Annotated in this window: 13 protein-coding genes; 12 read left to right on the top strand and 1 reads right to left on the bottom strand. The window is 30.7% G+C overall.

Going from position 1 to position 15875, the window contains the following annotated elements; translation table 11 throughout:
- The first annotated feature begins 76 nt into the window (after positions 1 to 76).
- From Q0958_RS07860 to mdh, 3 genes are all read left to right on the top strand, one after another.
- Positions 77 to 1117: a DUF6588 family protein gene (locus Q0958_RS07860; RefSeq protein ID WP_299121875.1), complete on the top strand. Its 1041-nt coding sequence runs from the start codon at positions 77 to 79 to the stop codon at positions 1115 to 1117.
- Positions 1118 to 1233: 116 nt separating this feature from the next.
- Positions 1234 to 3153: a PQQ-binding-like beta-propeller repeat protein gene (locus Q0958_RS07855; RefSeq protein WP_299121873.1), complete on the top strand. Its 1920-nt coding sequence runs from the start codon at positions 1234 to 1236 to the stop codon at positions 3151 to 3153.
- 109 nt (positions 3154 to 3262) lie between these two features.
- Positions 3263 to 4189: a malate dehydrogenase gene (gene mdh / locus Q0958_RS07850; protein ID WP_150900481.1), complete on the top strand. Its 927-nt coding sequence runs from the start codon at positions 3263 to 3265 to the stop codon at positions 4187 to 4189.
- A 210-nt stretch (positions 4190 to 4399) separates the two neighbouring features.
- Here the strand turns inward: mdh and Q0958_RS07845 are convergent, their stop codons facing one another.
- The gene (locus Q0958_RS07845; RefSeq protein WP_299121871.1) at positions 4400 to 5083 is read right to left on the bottom strand and encodes an ATP-binding cassette domain-containing protein; all 684 of its coding nucleotides are present in this window, start codon (positions 5081 to 5083) and stop codon (positions 4400 to 4402) included.
- Positions 5084 to 5208: 125 nt separating this feature from the next.
- Between Q0958_RS07845 and Q0958_RS07840 the strand changes: the two genes are divergently transcribed.
- The 9 genes from Q0958_RS07840 to Q0958_RS07800 all read left to right on the top strand — a co-directional run bounded on the left by Q0958_RS07840 (position 5209) and on the right by Q0958_RS07800 (position 15815).
- Positions 5209 to 8229: a tetratricopeptide repeat protein gene (locus tag Q0958_RS07840; RefSeq protein WP_299121869.1), complete on the top strand. Its 3021-nt coding sequence runs from the start codon at positions 5209 to 5211 to the stop codon at positions 8227 to 8229.
- Between the two features lie 39 nt (positions 8230 to 8268).
- Entirely contained in the window at positions 8269 to 10053 is a 1785-nt protein-coding gene (locus Q0958_RS07835; protein WP_299121867.1) for a hypothetical protein, read from the top strand.
- A gap of 50 nt (positions 10054 to 10103) precedes the next feature.
- Positions 10104 to 11540 carry a M20/M25/M40 family metallo-hydrolase gene (locus Q0958_RS07830; protein ID WP_299121865.1) on the top strand — a complete coding sequence of 479 codons (1437 nt, stop codon included), beginning with the start codon at positions 10104 to 10106 and terminating at the stop codon, positions 11538 to 11540.
- 31 nt (positions 11541 to 11571) lie between these two features.
- The gene (locus Q0958_RS07825; protein WP_299121862.1) at positions 11572 to 13185 is read left to right on the top strand and encodes an amidohydrolase family protein; all 1614 of its coding nucleotides are present in this window, start codon (positions 11572 to 11574) and stop codon (positions 13183 to 13185) included.
- 44 nt (positions 13186 to 13229) lie between these two features.
- Positions 13230 to 13571: a DUF3703 domain-containing protein gene (locus Q0958_RS07820; RefSeq protein WP_299121860.1), complete on the top strand. Its 342-nt coding sequence runs from the start codon at positions 13230 to 13232 to the stop codon at positions 13569 to 13571.
- Positions 13572 to 13807: 236 nt separating this feature from the next.
- Entirely contained in the window at positions 13808 to 14347 is a 540-nt protein-coding gene (locus tag Q0958_RS07815) for a sigma-70 family RNA polymerase sigma factor (protein ID WP_299121858.1), read from the top strand.
- A 59-nt stretch (positions 14348 to 14406) separates the two neighbouring features.
- Entirely contained in the window at positions 14407 to 14865 is a 459-nt protein-coding gene (locus tag Q0958_RS07810; protein ID WP_299121856.1) for an SLATT domain-containing protein, read from the top strand.
- Between the two features lie 54 nt (positions 14866 to 14919).
- Positions 14920 to 15189 carry a DUF2188 domain-containing protein gene (locus Q0958_RS07805; protein ID WP_150900491.1) on the top strand — a complete coding sequence of 90 codons (270 nt, stop codon included), beginning with the start codon at positions 14920 to 14922 and terminating at the stop codon, positions 15187 to 15189.
- A 5-nt stretch (positions 15190 to 15194) separates the two neighbouring features.
- Entirely contained in the window at positions 15195 to 15815 is a 621-nt protein-coding gene (locus Q0958_RS07800; protein WP_299121852.1) for a hypothetical protein, read from the top strand.
- Positions 15816 to 15875: the final 60 nt, after the last annotated feature.

Below are 15875 nucleotides of genomic sequence, written 5' to 3'. Positions count from 1 at the left end.
GTTGAGTTTTTTTATTTTACCAATACATAGTATTCTCTTTTTTATACATTTGTTATCTAATTAACAACTTAGTAACATGAAAAAAATTACTTTATCCCTTCTAACAGTTTTCAGCTTAGTTTTTAGCGCAAAAGCTCAAGATGGTTTTGAGCAAGCTATCTTAGGTAGCGCAAAAGATGCTGGAAATCTTATCCAAGCATATTTCAATCCAGGTATGGAAGGATTAATAAACAGTATGAATTCAGGATGGTACCATACCGCAAAAGTTCATAAAAAATTTGGTTTTGATATTACTATTGGATTAAATGGTAGTTTTATTGGTTCTGAAAAAGAAACCTTTAATATCCAACAAGCTTTAGGACCTGGATCTTCGATTACTTCAACATCGACAACTGCTTCTACTTTTGCAGGACCAGATACCCCTACTACATTTACCGTTACAAGAACAATAGATGTAGGAGGAACTCCTCAGGTAGTAACTGCTAATTTTGATTTACCTGGAGGAATCATTGGAGACTTACCCCTAAAAGCTGTACCTGCACCGGCTGTGCAAGTAGGATTAGGTTTACCATATAAATTTGAAGTTATGGCTCGTTTCTTCCCAGAAACTAAATTTGGTGATGATGGAGGAAAAATAAACATGTTTGGTATTGGACTTAAAAAAGAAATAACTAGCTGGTTTGGACCTTTAGATAAATTACCTTTACACGTATCTTTATTAGCTGCTTATACTAATTTAGATGTAAACTATGGTTTCGGAAGTCAAACTACTGGTGCTTTAAGAGTTCAAAATGGTGCTGGAGAATTTGGACTATCTGCTTTTTCTTTTCAAGCAATAGCTTCTTTAAACTTCCCAATAATTAACGTATTTGGAGGTATAGGATACAATACTGGTAATGCAGATTTAAGAATGGCTGGTACATATACTGGTACATTCAACTATGTAGGAGGCACAGAACAAATAGCTTTAACTCCTCCTAGTTTAAAATTCAAATCAAGTAGTTTTAACACAACTATAGGTGCAAGAATTAGCTTAGGATTTTTTAAGCTTTTTGGTAGTTACTCCTTACAAGATTACAACACTGTTAACGCAGGGATAGCTTTTAGCTTTAGATAAAATTTATTTGTTAAAAAAATCTTAATAAAAAAAGAACTTTACTCTAATGAGTGAAGTTCTTTTTTTTATTTTCGAAACTCAATTATTAAAAAGAAATTATCAACACTAAAAAGATTATGAAAACAAGATTACTTATTTTATTATTCCTAACCTCTTTTCTAGGACACTCACAAAAAGAACCAGACCATACACTTACACTAGACAGTAGCATTAATGATGTATACCTACACAATTTAACTGGAATAGCTGTAGCGACAACAGATGGCGGTGTATACGGAGTTGATGGTGAAACAGGGAAAAAAATATGGGAATTTAAAGAAACAGGCTTTATTAAAAGTCTTAATTCCCTAGGACAAGATGGTGGATCTTCTTTTACTGAAGTGCCATTATCTCCATTCGGTAAATTTGGTCAAACAATTTTCAACATTAAAACTGGTCATAAAATTATAGACGAAAAAGCCAATGGCTATAAAGGTATATTTTCCAATAATTTTGTATTCGGAAAAAATGCTATTCTATTTTTTGCAAAAACTGATAAAACTGCTGCAAAACTTTTCTTAGTTAGTATAGAAAACGACAACATTCTTTGGGAAAATGCTATTAAAACTAATAAAAAACTAGGTAGCTTATTATCAGGAGGAGCATCTATCAGTAATTTTGTACAAAACGATAATCGAATAGCTTTTTCTGCAGGAAAAACAGTATTCCTATTAAATAAAGAAGATGGAGCTATTATTGTTTCAGAAAAGTATGATGCAGGAAAATTATTCTTTACAGAAGATAACAAATCTTTAATTGCTGTAGAAAACAAAAGTAGCTCATTAATTGGAGGAGCTATAAAAGCAGGATTTACCATGGGACTTTCTTTATTAGGAAAAAAAGTTATTGGTAAAGAATTAATTGCTTTTGACATTAATACTGGTAAAGAAGTATGGAAAAAAGCTATCAAACTTGACGAAGGTTTTGTAGACTACCAATTTGAAGATGGAAAACTTTTCTTAATTCATGAAGATGGAGCTAAATTATACGATTATCACACAGGTAAAGAAGCTTGGAAAAAAGAATTTAAAAGAAAAAAAGTAAAAGGTGTTGAAAAAACTGATGAAGGGTATATCGTTTATTACAAAAACAAAAAGCATTTAGTAGACAACAACGGTAAAAAAATATGGAAAAAACCTCAAAGAGTAATCAAAAATGTAGATTTCGATGTAGATGATGAAGAAGAGTTTACTGCATTTTCTTACGACAAAGGAACAATTTTTGTAACTCCTTACAGAATAGAATACTTTGAAAAAGGAAGAAAAAAAAGGGTTTACAGAATAGGTTTAGATGAAAAAAGTGATAAACTTACTTTTGATAAAAAAAACAAGAACTTAATATTATTAAGTGGTAAAAAAATGTATGTTTTAAATCCAGATAAAGGATTCGGAAAAGAACAAGTACAAAAAATTGATTTTCACAATAAAAACGATATTACAACTTTTGAAACAAGAGATAAAGGCTATTTTATTAATGGAAATTGGGAATATGTAATGCTTAATTTCAAAGGGGAGTTAATTAAAAAAGAATACTTTAAACAACCAGGAGAAGGTTTGCGTCATTTAAAAAATGTAGCATCAGTAGCTGGAGGACTTACAGGAGCAGCAATGCAAGTATCTGGTGTAATGAACATGTCTTCTGGAACCGTTATGGGTGGAACTGGAGCATTTGTTGGAAACAGAAATTTAGAAAATCATGGTGTAAAACACGTAAACAGAGGTATTAATCAATATAATCAAGGAGCCATGCTAAATTCTGTTTCAGAAAAAATGTGGGACCCAACTAGACATAGTGCCTTTAAAGCCACAAAAAACAATGCTTTTTTCTATGCTAAAAAAGATGGCAAAAAAGTTTTAGTTCAAGTCAACAAAGACTCAGGAGATACTGTTGAAACTTATGAATTTGATGTAAACAAACCTAAGTATAAAATTGATAAAGCTGCTAAAAAGATTTATTTCCGAAAAGGAAAAGACTTAAAAATATTCAGTTATAACTAATCAATTTAAAGCCCATCGAAATTTCGATGGGCTTTTCTTTTTATATCCTTAGGCAAATCGCTATTTTTGTGCATCTTAAATTAATCATCACAATTAAAATATAAATAAAATGAAAGTAACAGTTGTAGGAGCAGGTGCTGTAGGTGCAAGTTGTGCAGAGTACATTGCTATTAAAAACTTCGCATCTGAAGTTGTATTAGTTGACATTAAAGAAGGTTTTGCTGAAGGTAAAGCTATGGACTTAATGCAAACTGCTTCTTTAAACGGTTTTGACACTAAAATTACAGGAACAACAGGAGATTATAGTAAAACTGCTGGGTCTGATGTATGTGTTATTACTTCTGGAATTGCTCGTAAGCCAGGTATGTCTCGCGACGAGTTACTAGGAATTAACGCTGGAATTGTAAAAACAGTTTCTGCTAGTTTAATTGAGCACTCTCCAAATACAATTATCATTGTAGTATCTAACCCAATGGATACTATGACTTACTTAGTTCACAAAACTACTGGATTACCTAAAAACAGAATTATAGGTATGGGTGGTGCTTTAGATTCTGCACGTTTCAAATATCGTTTAGCAGAAGCTTTAGAAGCTCCTATTTCTGATGTTGATGGTATGGTTATAGGTGGTCACTCAGATAAAGGGATGGTTCCTTTAACTCGTTTAGCTACTCGTAACTCTGTTCCTGTTTCTGAATTTTTATCAGAAGAGCGTTTAGAGCAAGTAAAACAAGACACTAAAGTAGGTGGAGCAACATTAACTGGTTTATTAGGAACTTCAGCTTGGTATGCACCAGGTGCTGCCGTATCAGGTATGGTTCAAGCAATTGCTTGCGATACTAAGAAAATATTCCCTTGTTCTGCTTTATTAGATGGAGAATATGGTTTATCTGACTTATGTATTGGTGTTCCTGTTGTATTAGGAGCTAACGGTATTGAAAAAATCGTTAACATCAACTTAAGCGAAGAAGAAAAAGCACATTTAACTGCATCGGCTGAAGCTGTTAAAAATAACAATGCTGCTTTAGACATCTAAAATTAGCTTTAAAACAAATAACTAACCCCTGAATAATGAACTTATTCAGGGGTTTATCTTTATAAAAATATGTTAAAATATAACTATAGTTGTAAGAAATTTGAATTCTATACGTCTTTATAGTAAGAGAAACATCAGCAGTGTTTCTTTTTCATAGTTTTTCATAGCAATTTTCCCACTTCTTTCTACTGATAGAAGTGGGTTTGTTTTTTATACTGATTGCTGTACCACTTCAAACAACTCTCCTCCTTCACACTTTACAGTCTTTTGTTTAAACTTTACAATCAATTGATAATCGTGAGTAGCCATTAAAATTGTTTTTCCACTTTTATGAATTTCATTCAATAGCTCCATTACCTCTAAAGAAGTTTTAGGATCTAAGTTTCCTGTAGGCTCATCAGCTAAAATCAATTCTGGGTTATTTAATAAAGCTCTAGCTATTGCAACACGTTGTTGCTCTCCTCCTGAAAGTTCAAAAGTTTTTTTATAGTACTTTTCTTTCATCCCTACTTTATCCAAAACCTCATAAATTTTATCTTTCATATCGGTTTTGTTTTTCCAACCAGTAGCTTTTAAAACAAACTCTAAATTCTCGAACACATTTCTATCATTCAACAATTTAAAATCTTGAAAAACGATACCTAACTTCCTTCTTAAAAAAGGAATATCCTTTTCCTTAATCTTCTTTAAATCAAAACCAACAATATCACCTAAACCACGTTGCAAACGCAAATCTCCATACAACGTTTTTAGTAAACTACTTTTACCACTTCCAGTTTTACCAATTAGGTAATAAAAATCACCTCTATTCAAAGTAAAGTTAACTTTAGATAAAACTAAACTATCCTGTTGATAAATATCTGCATTTTCAAGGTGTAAAACGGGTCTTTCCATGTATCGTTATGTTTCTACAAATCTAAAATTTTATTACGTAATTATATAACATTTATTACTTTTGATAAAAAGTCTTCCAACAAAAACAAAAAACAAACGTTATACTACTTAGATAACTGAAAAATATGAGATTTATTTGTTCTAATAAGAGCTACTATTTATTATTTTTATTAGCCTTTTCAACATCATTAATAGCCCAAGAATCAGCTATTAACACCGACGTTGCTTCCAATTTCCATAAAGCATTAAAGTTTTATAACAATAAAGCTTATGCTGCGGCTCAAGATTTATTTGTGGAAGTATCCAAAAACTCAGACCAACATAAAAATCGTAAAGCTGATGCAGATTATTATGATGCTATGTGTGCAATTAAATTAATACAAGACGATGCTGATGAAAAAGTATTAGAATTTGTAAAAAATTATCCCTACAACAATAAAAAAGAAAAAGCTTTTTTAAATGTGGGTAATTATTATTTCGCAAATAGAAAAGCTGCACATGCTTTAAAATGGTATCAAAAAGTAAATGAAAAGCTTTTAACACAACCAGAGCGAGACGAGTTAAACTACAAAATGGGATATGCCCTTTTGGCCTCTAATTATTTGAAAGATGCTAAATCTCGTTTTAAAACCTTGTTAGGAAACCCTATCTATGGTAACGATGCCCGTTATTACTATGGATACGTTGCTTACAAACAAGAAAACTTTGGTGAAGCGGAAGACAACCTAAGTCAATTAGCAAATGATGCTACTTATCAGGCAAAAGCTAATTACTATATCTTGGATATTAGTTTTAAAGCTGGACGTTTCGACAAGTCAGTACAAATTGGAAAAAAACTTCTAGAAAGCACTAAAGACAAAAAAGAAATTTCTCAAATTTCTAAAATCATGGGAGAAAGTTATTTCAATTTAAAAAAATACGACCAAGCAATCCCATACCTAAAAGCTTACAAAGGAAAGAAGGGAAAATGGACAAATACAGATTATTACTATTTAGGATACGCTTATTATAAACAAAAAGACTACGAAAAGGCAATTAGTAACTTTAATAAAATTATAGGTGGTAATAACAAAGTTGCTCAAAACGCATATTATCATTTAGGTGAATGTTATTTAGAATTACAAAAAAAACCTGAAGCTTTAAATGCATTCAGAAATGCTAGCGAAATGGATTTTGATTTAAAAATCACTGAAAGTTCTTTATTCAACTATGCTAAATTAAGTTACGAGCAAGGGAATCCTTATGAAAACGTTCCTGATGTTTTAAAAGGTTTTATAGCAAAATATCCTAATTCTCCTAACACAAGTGAAATAAACAATTTATTAATAACTTCTTATTTACATCAACAGGATTACCAAGGAGCTTTAGATTATTTAAATGAATCTAAATCGCCGGAAAATCAAAATCTTGCCAATGAAGTATCACTATACAGAGGTATTCAATTATTTAATGAAAGTAAATTAAAAGAAGCTAAACCATATTTTTCAAAAGCTACTTTAGCTGAAAACGCTATTGTAAGCAACAAAGGAACTTTTTGGTTAGCAGAAACAGAGTACTTATTAGGAAACTATAAAGAAGCTTTAACTAGTTTTTTATTAGTTACAAATAAAGAAATAGAAGAAATTAAAAAGTTAGATTACAATATTGCATACACTTATTTTAAGTTGAAAGATTATGAAAATTCAGCCAAGCACTTTCAGCAATTTATAGATATAAAATTAGATGACAATGATTTAAATGACGATGCTTCTAATCGTTTAGGAGACTCTTATTATGCTTCTAAAAAATACCCAAAAGCTATTGAATCATACAATAAAGTAGTTCAAGAAGGAGGTGTTGGTTCTGATTATGCTCAATATCAAATTGCTATGAGCAATGGATTTATGGGGCAAAGTGATTCTAAAATTGAAAACTTAAAAACTTTAATCAATAGCTATCCAGACTCTCAATTACAAGATGATGCAATGTTTCAATTAGCTACAACTTATACAACAGCTAATAATTCAACAGAAGCTCAGAACACATACAATAAACTATTATCAAAACATGCTAATAGTAGCTATGTTCCTAATGTACTTCTAAGACAAGGACTATTATTTTATAACAATAATGACAACAAAAAAGCATTAGAAAAATATAAAGAAATTGTAGCAAAACACCCAAATTCAAAAGAGGCAAAACAAGCGGTTACGAATGTTAAAAATGTATACATAGACATAGGTAAGGTTGATGAATATGCTGCTTGGGTTAAAAATGTAAAATTTGTAAATGTTAGTAATGCAGAATTAGACAATGCTACTTTCCAATCTGCTGAAAATAAATTCTTAGAAAATAATAGCGCAAAAGCAATAGAAGGATTTAACAAATATCTTGAGGCATTTCCAAATGGAGCACATGCTTTAAAAGCACACTTCTATCTTGCCCAATCCTACAACAACATTAATCAATTTAAAAATGCAGTTCCTCATTATACTTATGTAATAAGTCAGGATAAAAGTGAGTATACAGAAGAATCTTTAACAAAACTTGCTAAAATCTATTTAGAGGATGAAAACTGGGATAATGGAATGTTAGTTTTAGAGCAACTAGAAAAAGAAGCAAATTATCCTCAAAACATCATTTTTGCGCAAAGTAATTTGATGAAAGGACATTATAAAAAGGAAGATTACAACAATGCTATAAACTATGCAGAAAAAGTACTAAGCAATGGTAAAGTAGATGCAAATATTATTGAAGACGCTAAAGTAATCATAGCTCGTTCAGCATTCAAAACTAACGATTACTTAACAGCAGAAGAATTCTTCCTTGAAATCAGCAAAAAAGCAACAGGTGCATTAAAAGCAGAAAGTTTATACTACAATGCTTTCTTTTTAAATGACCATAAAGATTATGGAGCTTCCAATAAAGCTGTACAAGATTTAATAGCTAATTATTCTTCTTATAAGTATTGGGGAGTAAAAAGTTATATTATAATGGCAAAAAACTATTATGCGTTAAAAGATGCTTACCAAGCTACTTACATTTTAGAAAACATTATCAAAAACTTTACACAATACAAAGATGTATTGGAAGAAGCTAAAAACGAGCTTAGCAACATAAAGAATAAAGAAGCAAAAACAAACGAATCAGTAACTACCCAAAACTAAAATTTGTTAACAACAAAAGAAAGTTCAATGATTAGATTAATGAAAAAGCACTTAGGTTTCCTTGTTTTATTTGTAACATTAATTGCAAATGCGCAAGAGAAAAAAGCAACCGAAAAAGCTAAAGACACCATAATAAAAACGGAAGTAGTTAATGTAGTTACTTCTTATGTGCCTAAAATTACTGATGCTTTTAAAATAAAGCAAAAGCCAATAATTAAGCACACTAAAGAAACTCAAAAGAAAGAGTTAAAATACCAAATATTTTCTGTGCCAGTAGCTTCTACTTTTATACCAAAAAGTGGAACTATGAAAAAAATTAACTTAGGAAAACGAGAAAGATTATATCCAAATTATTTTTCTATAGGTTTGGCTAATAAAATTGCGCCTTACCTTGAAGCATATGTTAGACGCAATGAGCGATTTAATAGTGAATACGGAGCACATATCAAATTTTTACTATCAGCAGACCCTGTTGAAAACACAAGATTAAGTAGTACTTTTTATAATGCTAGTCTTAATTTATTTTATGCACAACAAGAACGTTTCTTTAACTGGAAAGCAGGTATAAAAGCAGAACGAAATAAATACAATTGGTATGGTTTACCTAGCAACATTACTTTTACAGACGCTACTATTAGTGCTATAGAAGAAGAACAGGCTTACAACAATTTTAAGGTTTTTGGAACTATTAAGTTTGACGACACTGATTTTAAAGAAGCAAATGGTTCTATTACCTATTTCTCAGATGCTTTGAGTAGTAACGAATTCTTTATAGATGGAAATGCACTTTTTGAATTTCGTTTAAGTGAAATAATTCACCGTGACTTAAATGACTTAAGTTTAAATACCACTATAAGTTATTTAGGAACTAAATTTGACAAAGCATACGACTCACAAAATCAATTAAAACATAGTTTCTTTGTTTTTGGTGCGCACCCAACATACAGATTCAACGTACAAAATTTAGCTATTAAAATTGGAGCTAAAAGTTATTTTGCAATGGATTTAGAAAACAGCAAGAACAACTTTTTAATTTATCCAGATGTTGAGCTATCCTACCCTATTGTAAAAGATTTTGCTAATGTATTTGTAGGGGCTGGTGGTGATGTTGATATAACTTCATATCAATCTATTGTAGAACAAAACCCTTACGTATCACCAACACAAAACTTATTATTAAAAAATACAAAATATTCAGTTTTTGGAGGTATTAAAGGAAAACTAGACGCACAGTTTAGTTACAACTTCAAAGCTAGTTACTCTGATATAGAAAACAACCCTTTCTTTGCATTAAACCAATCAAAATCAAATGGAAGTAATACGGCAGGAAGCAATGCTTTTAGCTTTTCAGGATATGAATATGGAAACTCTTTCACTACTGTTTATGACGATATAAAACTCCTTAACTTCTTTGGTGAAGTAGCTTACAATGGCTTCAAAAACTTAACCGTAGGATTCAATGGACAATTCAACTCATTTACTTTAAAAAATCAGTTAGAAGCTTGGAACACTCCTAAAATGCAAGGAGAAATCTTTGGAACTTATAAAACAGAAAAATGGTATGCTGGAGCAAATCTTTATTTTGTTGGAGAACGAAAAGGAAAATTGTTTGATGTATTACCAGCACAAACATTCAATACAATTAGTTTAAAAAGCTATTTCGATGTAAACTTTAATGGAGGATATAATTTCAGTGACTCTTTTTCAGTTTTCTTAAATCTTAATAACGTATTAAATAACAGCTATCAAAGATTCAATAACTTTAACGTGCAAGGATTTCAAGCAATGGGAGGTGTAACTTGGAAGTTTGATTCAATTTTTTAATATTTTAAAATATAAAACTTACATTTATGGCACTTAAAAAAGTGTCATAAATGAAAAAATTAACTCTCCTATTAATTTCTGGACTATTTGTAATTGCTTGCAAAACAGAAAAAAAAGAAAAAATAGTAATTTCAAAAGGTTTAACCGCTGAAGAAAAAATAGATTCAGCACAGATTAAACAAATTTTCAATACTGCATTAACAGAAGGTAAATCATATGAATGGCTACGTGATTTAACTCAAAACATCGGAAGTAGATTATCTGGCTCAGAAGGCGCTGCTAAATCGGTTGTTTGGAGTGAACAACTAATGAAAGATGTTGGTTTAGACTCTGTATGGCTACAACCGGTTATGGTTCCTCATTGGGTACGTGGCGAAAAAGAAGTCGCAAATTATAGTTTTAATGGGCAAGAAGTAAATGTTCCTATTTGTGCTTTAGGAGGATCTATAGCAACCCCTAACAACGGAATAACTGCTGAAGTTATTGAAGTAAAAAGTACAGAAGAAGCTAAAAAATTAGGAGATAAAGCTAAAGGTAAAATCGTATTCTTTAATGGAGCTTTCGACAATACTCACATACAAACATTTAAAGCTTACGGAGGTTGTGTTGGACAACGTTATGGAGGAGCTTCAATTGTTGGTAAATTTGGAGCCAAAGGAGTTATAGTTCGTTCAATGACTAATGGAATTGATGACTATCCACATACTGGTTCTATGGGATACGGAGATATTCCTGAATCGGAATATATTCCAGCAGCAGCTATTAGCTCTAGAGCAGCAGAAAACTTAAGCAAGCACTTAAAAGAAAACCCAAATATTAAATTCTATTTTAAACAAAGCTGTAAAACATTACCAGACGCTCCTTCACATAATGTAGTTGGAGAAATAAAAGGAAGCGAAAATCCTGATAAAATTATGGTAATTGGAGGTCACTTAGACTCTTGGGATTTAGGAGAAGGTGCTCATGATGATGGTACAGGAGTTGTACAATCGTTAGAAGTAGCTTATTTATTAAAAAAGAACAACATCAAACCAAAAAACACCATTCGTATTGTATTTTTTATGAATGAAGAAAATGGTTTAAGAGGAGCTACAGAATATGCTCGTTTAGCAAAACAAAATAACGAAACACATATTGGAGCATTAGAATCTGATGCAGGTGGTCATACACCTAGAGGATTTTCAATAGATGCTAATGAAAAGAATAGAAAATTATTACAAAGCTGGAAAAAATTATTAGCACCTTATGGCCTACATGATTTAACACAAGGAGGTAGTGGTGCTGATATTGGACCTTTAAAAGATGAGCATGTAACTTTAGTTGGCTACAGACCAGACTCTCAACGTTACTTTGATTACCATCATGCAGCTACTGATACTTTTGATAAAGTAAACAAACGTGAATTAGAATTAGGAAGTGCTTCTATGACTAGTATCGTGTATTTAATGGACAAATACTTGTACAATAACGAGACTTTAAAACCTTAACAACCTTATATTTTCATAATTAAATTAAAGAATGAAAAAAATACTATTTCCCCTAGTTTTAACAGGAATTTTATTCTCTTGTAAAAAACAAGAAAAAGCAGATGTAATAGTTATCAATGCTAATACATATACAGTAAATACTAATTTTGATAAAGCAGAGAGCTTCGCTATAAAAGATGGTAAATTTATTGCAGTAGGAAGCAACAAAGAGATTCAAGAGAAATATGCTACTTTACAAACTATAGATGCAAATAATAAAGCTGTATATCCAGGGTTTATTGATGCGCATTGTCATTTTTACGGATTAGGTTTACAACAACAAAAAGTAAACTTAGTGGGTACTAAAAGTTATAGTGAAGTACTTCAAAAATTAGTAAAATTTCAAAAAGAGAAAAATACTTCATTTATTACAGGACGTGGTTGGGATCAAAATGATTGGGAAGTAAAAGAATTTCCTACTAAAGAAAAATTAGATCACCTTTTTCCAAAAATTCCAGTAGCCATTCGTAGAATTGACGGACATGCCATGTTGGTTAATCAAGCTGCAATTGACTTAGCTGGAATTACTATTGACACAAAAGTAGAAGGAGGAGAATTCTTACAAAAAGATGGAAAGCTAACTGGTGTTTTAATTGATAACGCCATGAACTTTATTAAAGTTCCTCAACCTTCAAAAAAAGAACAAATTCAAGCATTAAAAGATGCCCAAAAAATTTGTTTTGATCTAGGTTTAACAACTGTTGATGATGCTGGATTAGACAAACAAGTAATTGAATTAATTGATAGTTTACAACAAACAGGAGATTTAAAAATGCGTATTTACGCTATGATTTCTAATAATAAAGAAAATCTAGACTATTACTTAAACAAAGGAATTGTAAAAACAGATCGTTTAAATGTTCGTTCTGTAAAAGTATATTCAGATGGAGCTTTAGGATCTAGAGGAGCTACTTTAAAAGATGAATATTCAGACAAAAAAGGACATTTTGGAGCATTAGTAAATTCTTATAACGATTTACAAGATTTAGCAAAGCGAATTGCTGCTTCAGAATATCAAATGAATACTCATGCTATTGGTGATTCTGCTAATTATGTAATGCTAAAAACATATGATAATGTTTTAAAAAATAAACAAGATCGTCGCTGGCGTATAGAACATGCACAAATAGTAGATTTAAAGGATTTTCATTTCTTTAAGAACGTATTACCATCCATACAGCCAACACATGCAACTAGTGATATGTACTGGGCTGAAGACCGTGTAGGAGCAGAAAGAATAAAAGGTGCTTATGCATATAATGATTTATTAAAAGAATATGGAAAAGTTGCATTAGGAACAGATTTCCCTATAGAACATGTAAGTCCATTATATACTTATTATGCAGCAACCATTCGAAAAGATTTAAAAGGATACCCAGAAAAAGGTTACCAAATGAATAATGCATTGTCTAGAAAAAACGCATTAAAAGGAATGACCATATGGAATGCTTATGCAAATTTTGAAGAAAAAGAAAAAGGAAGTATTGAAGTAGGAAAAGTAGCGGATTTTATCATTCTAGAAAACGATATTATGACAGTAGATGGAAGTAAAATACCAAATACAAAAGTTATTGCTACCTATGTAAACGGAGAGAAAGTAAACTAAAAATGCATCTTTCCATATAAAAATAAGTCTGATTGTTAAAAATCATGACTAAAACACAACGAAGACAAGAATTTTATCGTCAATTAACATTATCTAAAAAGGCACTTAAAAACAATAGTTTTAAAGTGTCTTTTTATCATTTAGAAAATGCTCATATATTGGGGCAAAAACATTTATTTCGCCATACTTTATCGCATTATAAAATGTTAGTTTTTGGAATTAAAACCAAAAATTTAAAGGAAATATTAGGACAGTTTACTCGAATTATTGCATCAATTTTCTTTACAAATATCTGGGTACCAAAAGGAAATACTGGAGGCGCAAATATTTCTCCAATAAAACCTATTCCTATTAGAAAAGAATTACAAAAATATTTTTCATCATAAATGCATCTTTTTAAACAATTAAAAGTCTACTATATGAACTTAAAAAACAATAATTATGAAATATAAAAATCAGTGTACTTGTAATTGCGAAGGATGTAAAACAGGAAGTTGTGCAAACTGCACATGCGTAGATTGCACATGTAATAACTGCAACTGCTAAACAACAATAGTAACTGTTATTACGAAGTTTAAAATCGTATTAAACTTCGTAATAACATTTTTCATAAATTTATAGTATGACTACAAATCAAGTTTGGACAAAATATGCCGAAGATGTAAAGTTTTTCATCCTAAGTAAAGTAAAAGACACTACAATTACTGATGATCTTTTACAAGATACTTTTATTAAAGTCCATACCAAGTTGCACACTTTAAAAGATTTAACAAAGTTAAAATCTTGGATTTTTACAATTGCTAGAAATTCTATGATGGATTATTTTAAGAGCACTAATCAAACATTTGAATTAGCCAATTTTGAAACAGAAACCGAAATAGAAGAAAACACCCATACCGAAAAAGATTGCTTGCAAGGTATTTTAAAAAGTTTACCTAAAAAGTATAGAGACCCTTTATTTCTATCAGATATTAAAGGCTTAAAGCAGCAAGAAGTGGCAGATACCTTGAAACAAAGTTTACCAACAACCAAATCGCAAATACAACGAGCTCGTAAATTAATAGCAAAAGGCTTTATGGATTGTTGTGGCTTTGTATTAAATGAAGATGGAAAATTAGTAGGTGAAATTCAAGATAAAGAGGATTGTAAAATCTGTCATTAGTTATTTTATTTTGTGGTTTTTCTTTTTTTAAATATGTTTGAAAAAAGATTCAACCAACTATGAATAAAACTCCTCTAAGCAAGTTTGAAATTTTGCAAGAAGAAATTTCAAAAATGATAGAAAAAACCACAAGTTCTAGTGTTCAAAACAAAAAAAAATCATTCAGAATTTACATTGGTATTTCAATATCTTCAGCATTGGTTACCTTTCTAGTTGCCATTGGAGGAGACATTCCTAAAGAATGGAGTTCTACATTAAAAGTTGTTACACTATTTTTCAGCGCATTTAGCACCGTACTTGCTGCATGGGATGGCTTTTACAACCACAAACAATTATGGGTTTATTATGGAGATTCAAAAAATAATTTGAAAGCCCTTTTACTAAAATTGAGGCTTTTAAGTGAAGATGATAAAAATAATCCTGAGATGATAAATGAGATTCATAAGGAATACCAAGCCATTATGAATAAAGGTAATTACAAGTGGAAAGAACTGAGGCTTGAGGATAACGCCGACTAGTATTCTTCCTCAATAATAAAATTGCAATTCATCTTATTAAATTGTATATTTGATATGATGATAAATGAGAAGTCACATAATAAAAAACAAGATTTAGGTCCTAAATTTGAAGCTGCTGGTTCTTCTGGCACCAAGTTGCATGTAATGCATCGTAGTGGAAAGTGGGTTGTTTTTAAAGAACGTACTGAAAAAATCATTTCTCAACATACTACACGTAGAAGTGCCATACTACAAGGCAAAAAAATTATAAATCTTCAAGAAGCTGAAGCATTGGTTGTACATAAAACTGATGGTTCTGTAGATAAAGTTCAATTTGCTGGATAATTTTTATGGCTTTTGAAAATAACCTTTTCATAAATTGTCCTTTTGACAACGAGTATAAACCACTGTTAAAAGCCTTAGTTTTCTGTGCTGTATATTTAGACCTCTCTCCTCTTCTCTCTGAAACTACTAACTCAGCAGAATCTCGAATATCTGGTATTCAAAAGTTAATAGCTTCATCAAAGTATAGCATTCATGATTTATCACGAATGGAATCTACCAAAAAAAATCAACTAGCCAGATTCAATATGCCTTTTGAGCTAGGTATGGATATTGGATGTAAAGAATTTGGAAAAGAAAAAATGAAGAATAAGTTTCTATTAATACTCGATAAAGAGCGGTATCGATATCAAAGAGCTATTTCTGATTTATCAGGTAATGATATAGAAATTCATAAAAATTCACCCGAAGTTGCTATTCGAAAATTTAGAAATTGGATTCGTAAAATAAAAGGTACACATATAGATAGTGCTAACAAAATATGGCGTATTTACAACGAATTTAATGGTGATTTTTATTTTATTGCTAAAGAATATGAACTTAGCAAAGAAGACATTGAAGAAATGCCTTGGGAAGAATTATCTCAACACATAAAAAGATGGCTAAAAAGTCGAGAGAAATCTAGTTAAACATACACTATTCTTCACTCAAATGTTTACTAGCATTTACACAAAGTTTTTGTAGTTTTG

It is taken from the genome of uncultured Tenacibaculum sp., from assembly GCF_947499065.1.
Classification (GTDB): Bacteria; Bacteroidota; Bacteroidia; order Flavobacteriales; family Flavobacteriaceae; genus Polaribacter.
Note: the sequence above shows the minus strand (reverse complement) of the source record. Positions and strands in the feature narration are given on the sequence as shown.

Excerpts from the sequence above, each read along its gene's own strand:
- Q0958_RS07860 (WP_299121875.1), top strand. The coding sequence starts at position 77 with ATGAAAAAAATTACTTTATCCCTTCTAACAGTTTTCAGCTTAGTTTTT.
- Q0958_RS07855 (WP_299121873.1), top strand. The coding sequence starts at position 1,234 with ATGAAAACAAGATTACTTATTTTATTATTCCTAACCTCTTTTCTAGGA.
- mdh (WP_150900481.1), top strand. The coding sequence starts at position 3,263 with ATGAAAGTAACAGTTGTAGGAGCAGGTGCTGTAGGTGCAAGTTGTGCA.
- Q0958_RS07845 (WP_299121871.1), bottom strand. The coding sequence starts at position 5,083 with ATGGAAAGACCCGTTTTACACCTTGAAAATGCAGATATTTATCAACAG.
- Q0958_RS07840 (WP_299121869.1), top strand. The coding sequence starts at position 5,209 with ATGAGATTTATTTGTTCTAATAAGAGCTACTATTTATTATTTTTATTA.
- Q0958_RS07835 (WP_299121867.1), top strand. The coding sequence starts at position 8,269 with ATGAAAAAGCACTTAGGTTTCCTTGTTTTATTTGTAACATTAATTGCA.
- Q0958_RS07830 (WP_299121865.1), top strand. The coding sequence starts at position 10,104 with ATGAAAAAATTAACTCTCCTATTAATTTCTGGACTATTTGTAATTGCT.
- Q0958_RS07825 (WP_299121862.1), top strand. The coding sequence starts at position 11,572 with ATGAAAAAAATACTATTTCCCCTAGTTTTAACAGGAATTTTATTCTCT.
- Q0958_RS07820 (WP_299121860.1), top strand. The coding sequence starts at position 13,230 with ATGACTAAAACACAACGAAGACAAGAATTTTATCGTCAATTAACATTA.
- Q0958_RS07815 (WP_299121858.1), top strand. The coding sequence starts at position 13,808 with ATGACTACAAATCAAGTTTGGACAAAATATGCCGAAGATGTAAAGTTT.
- Q0958_RS07810 (WP_299121856.1), top strand. The coding sequence starts at position 14,407 with ATGAATAAAACTCCTCTAAGCAAGTTTGAAATTTTGCAAGAAGAAATT.
- Q0958_RS07805 (WP_150900491.1), top strand. The coding sequence starts at position 14,920 with ATGATGATAAATGAGAAGTCACATAATAAAAAACAAGATTTAGGTCCT.
- Q0958_RS07800 (WP_299121852.1), top strand. The coding sequence starts at position 15,195 with ATGGCTTTTGAAAATAACCTTTTCATAAATTGTCCTTTTGACAACGAG.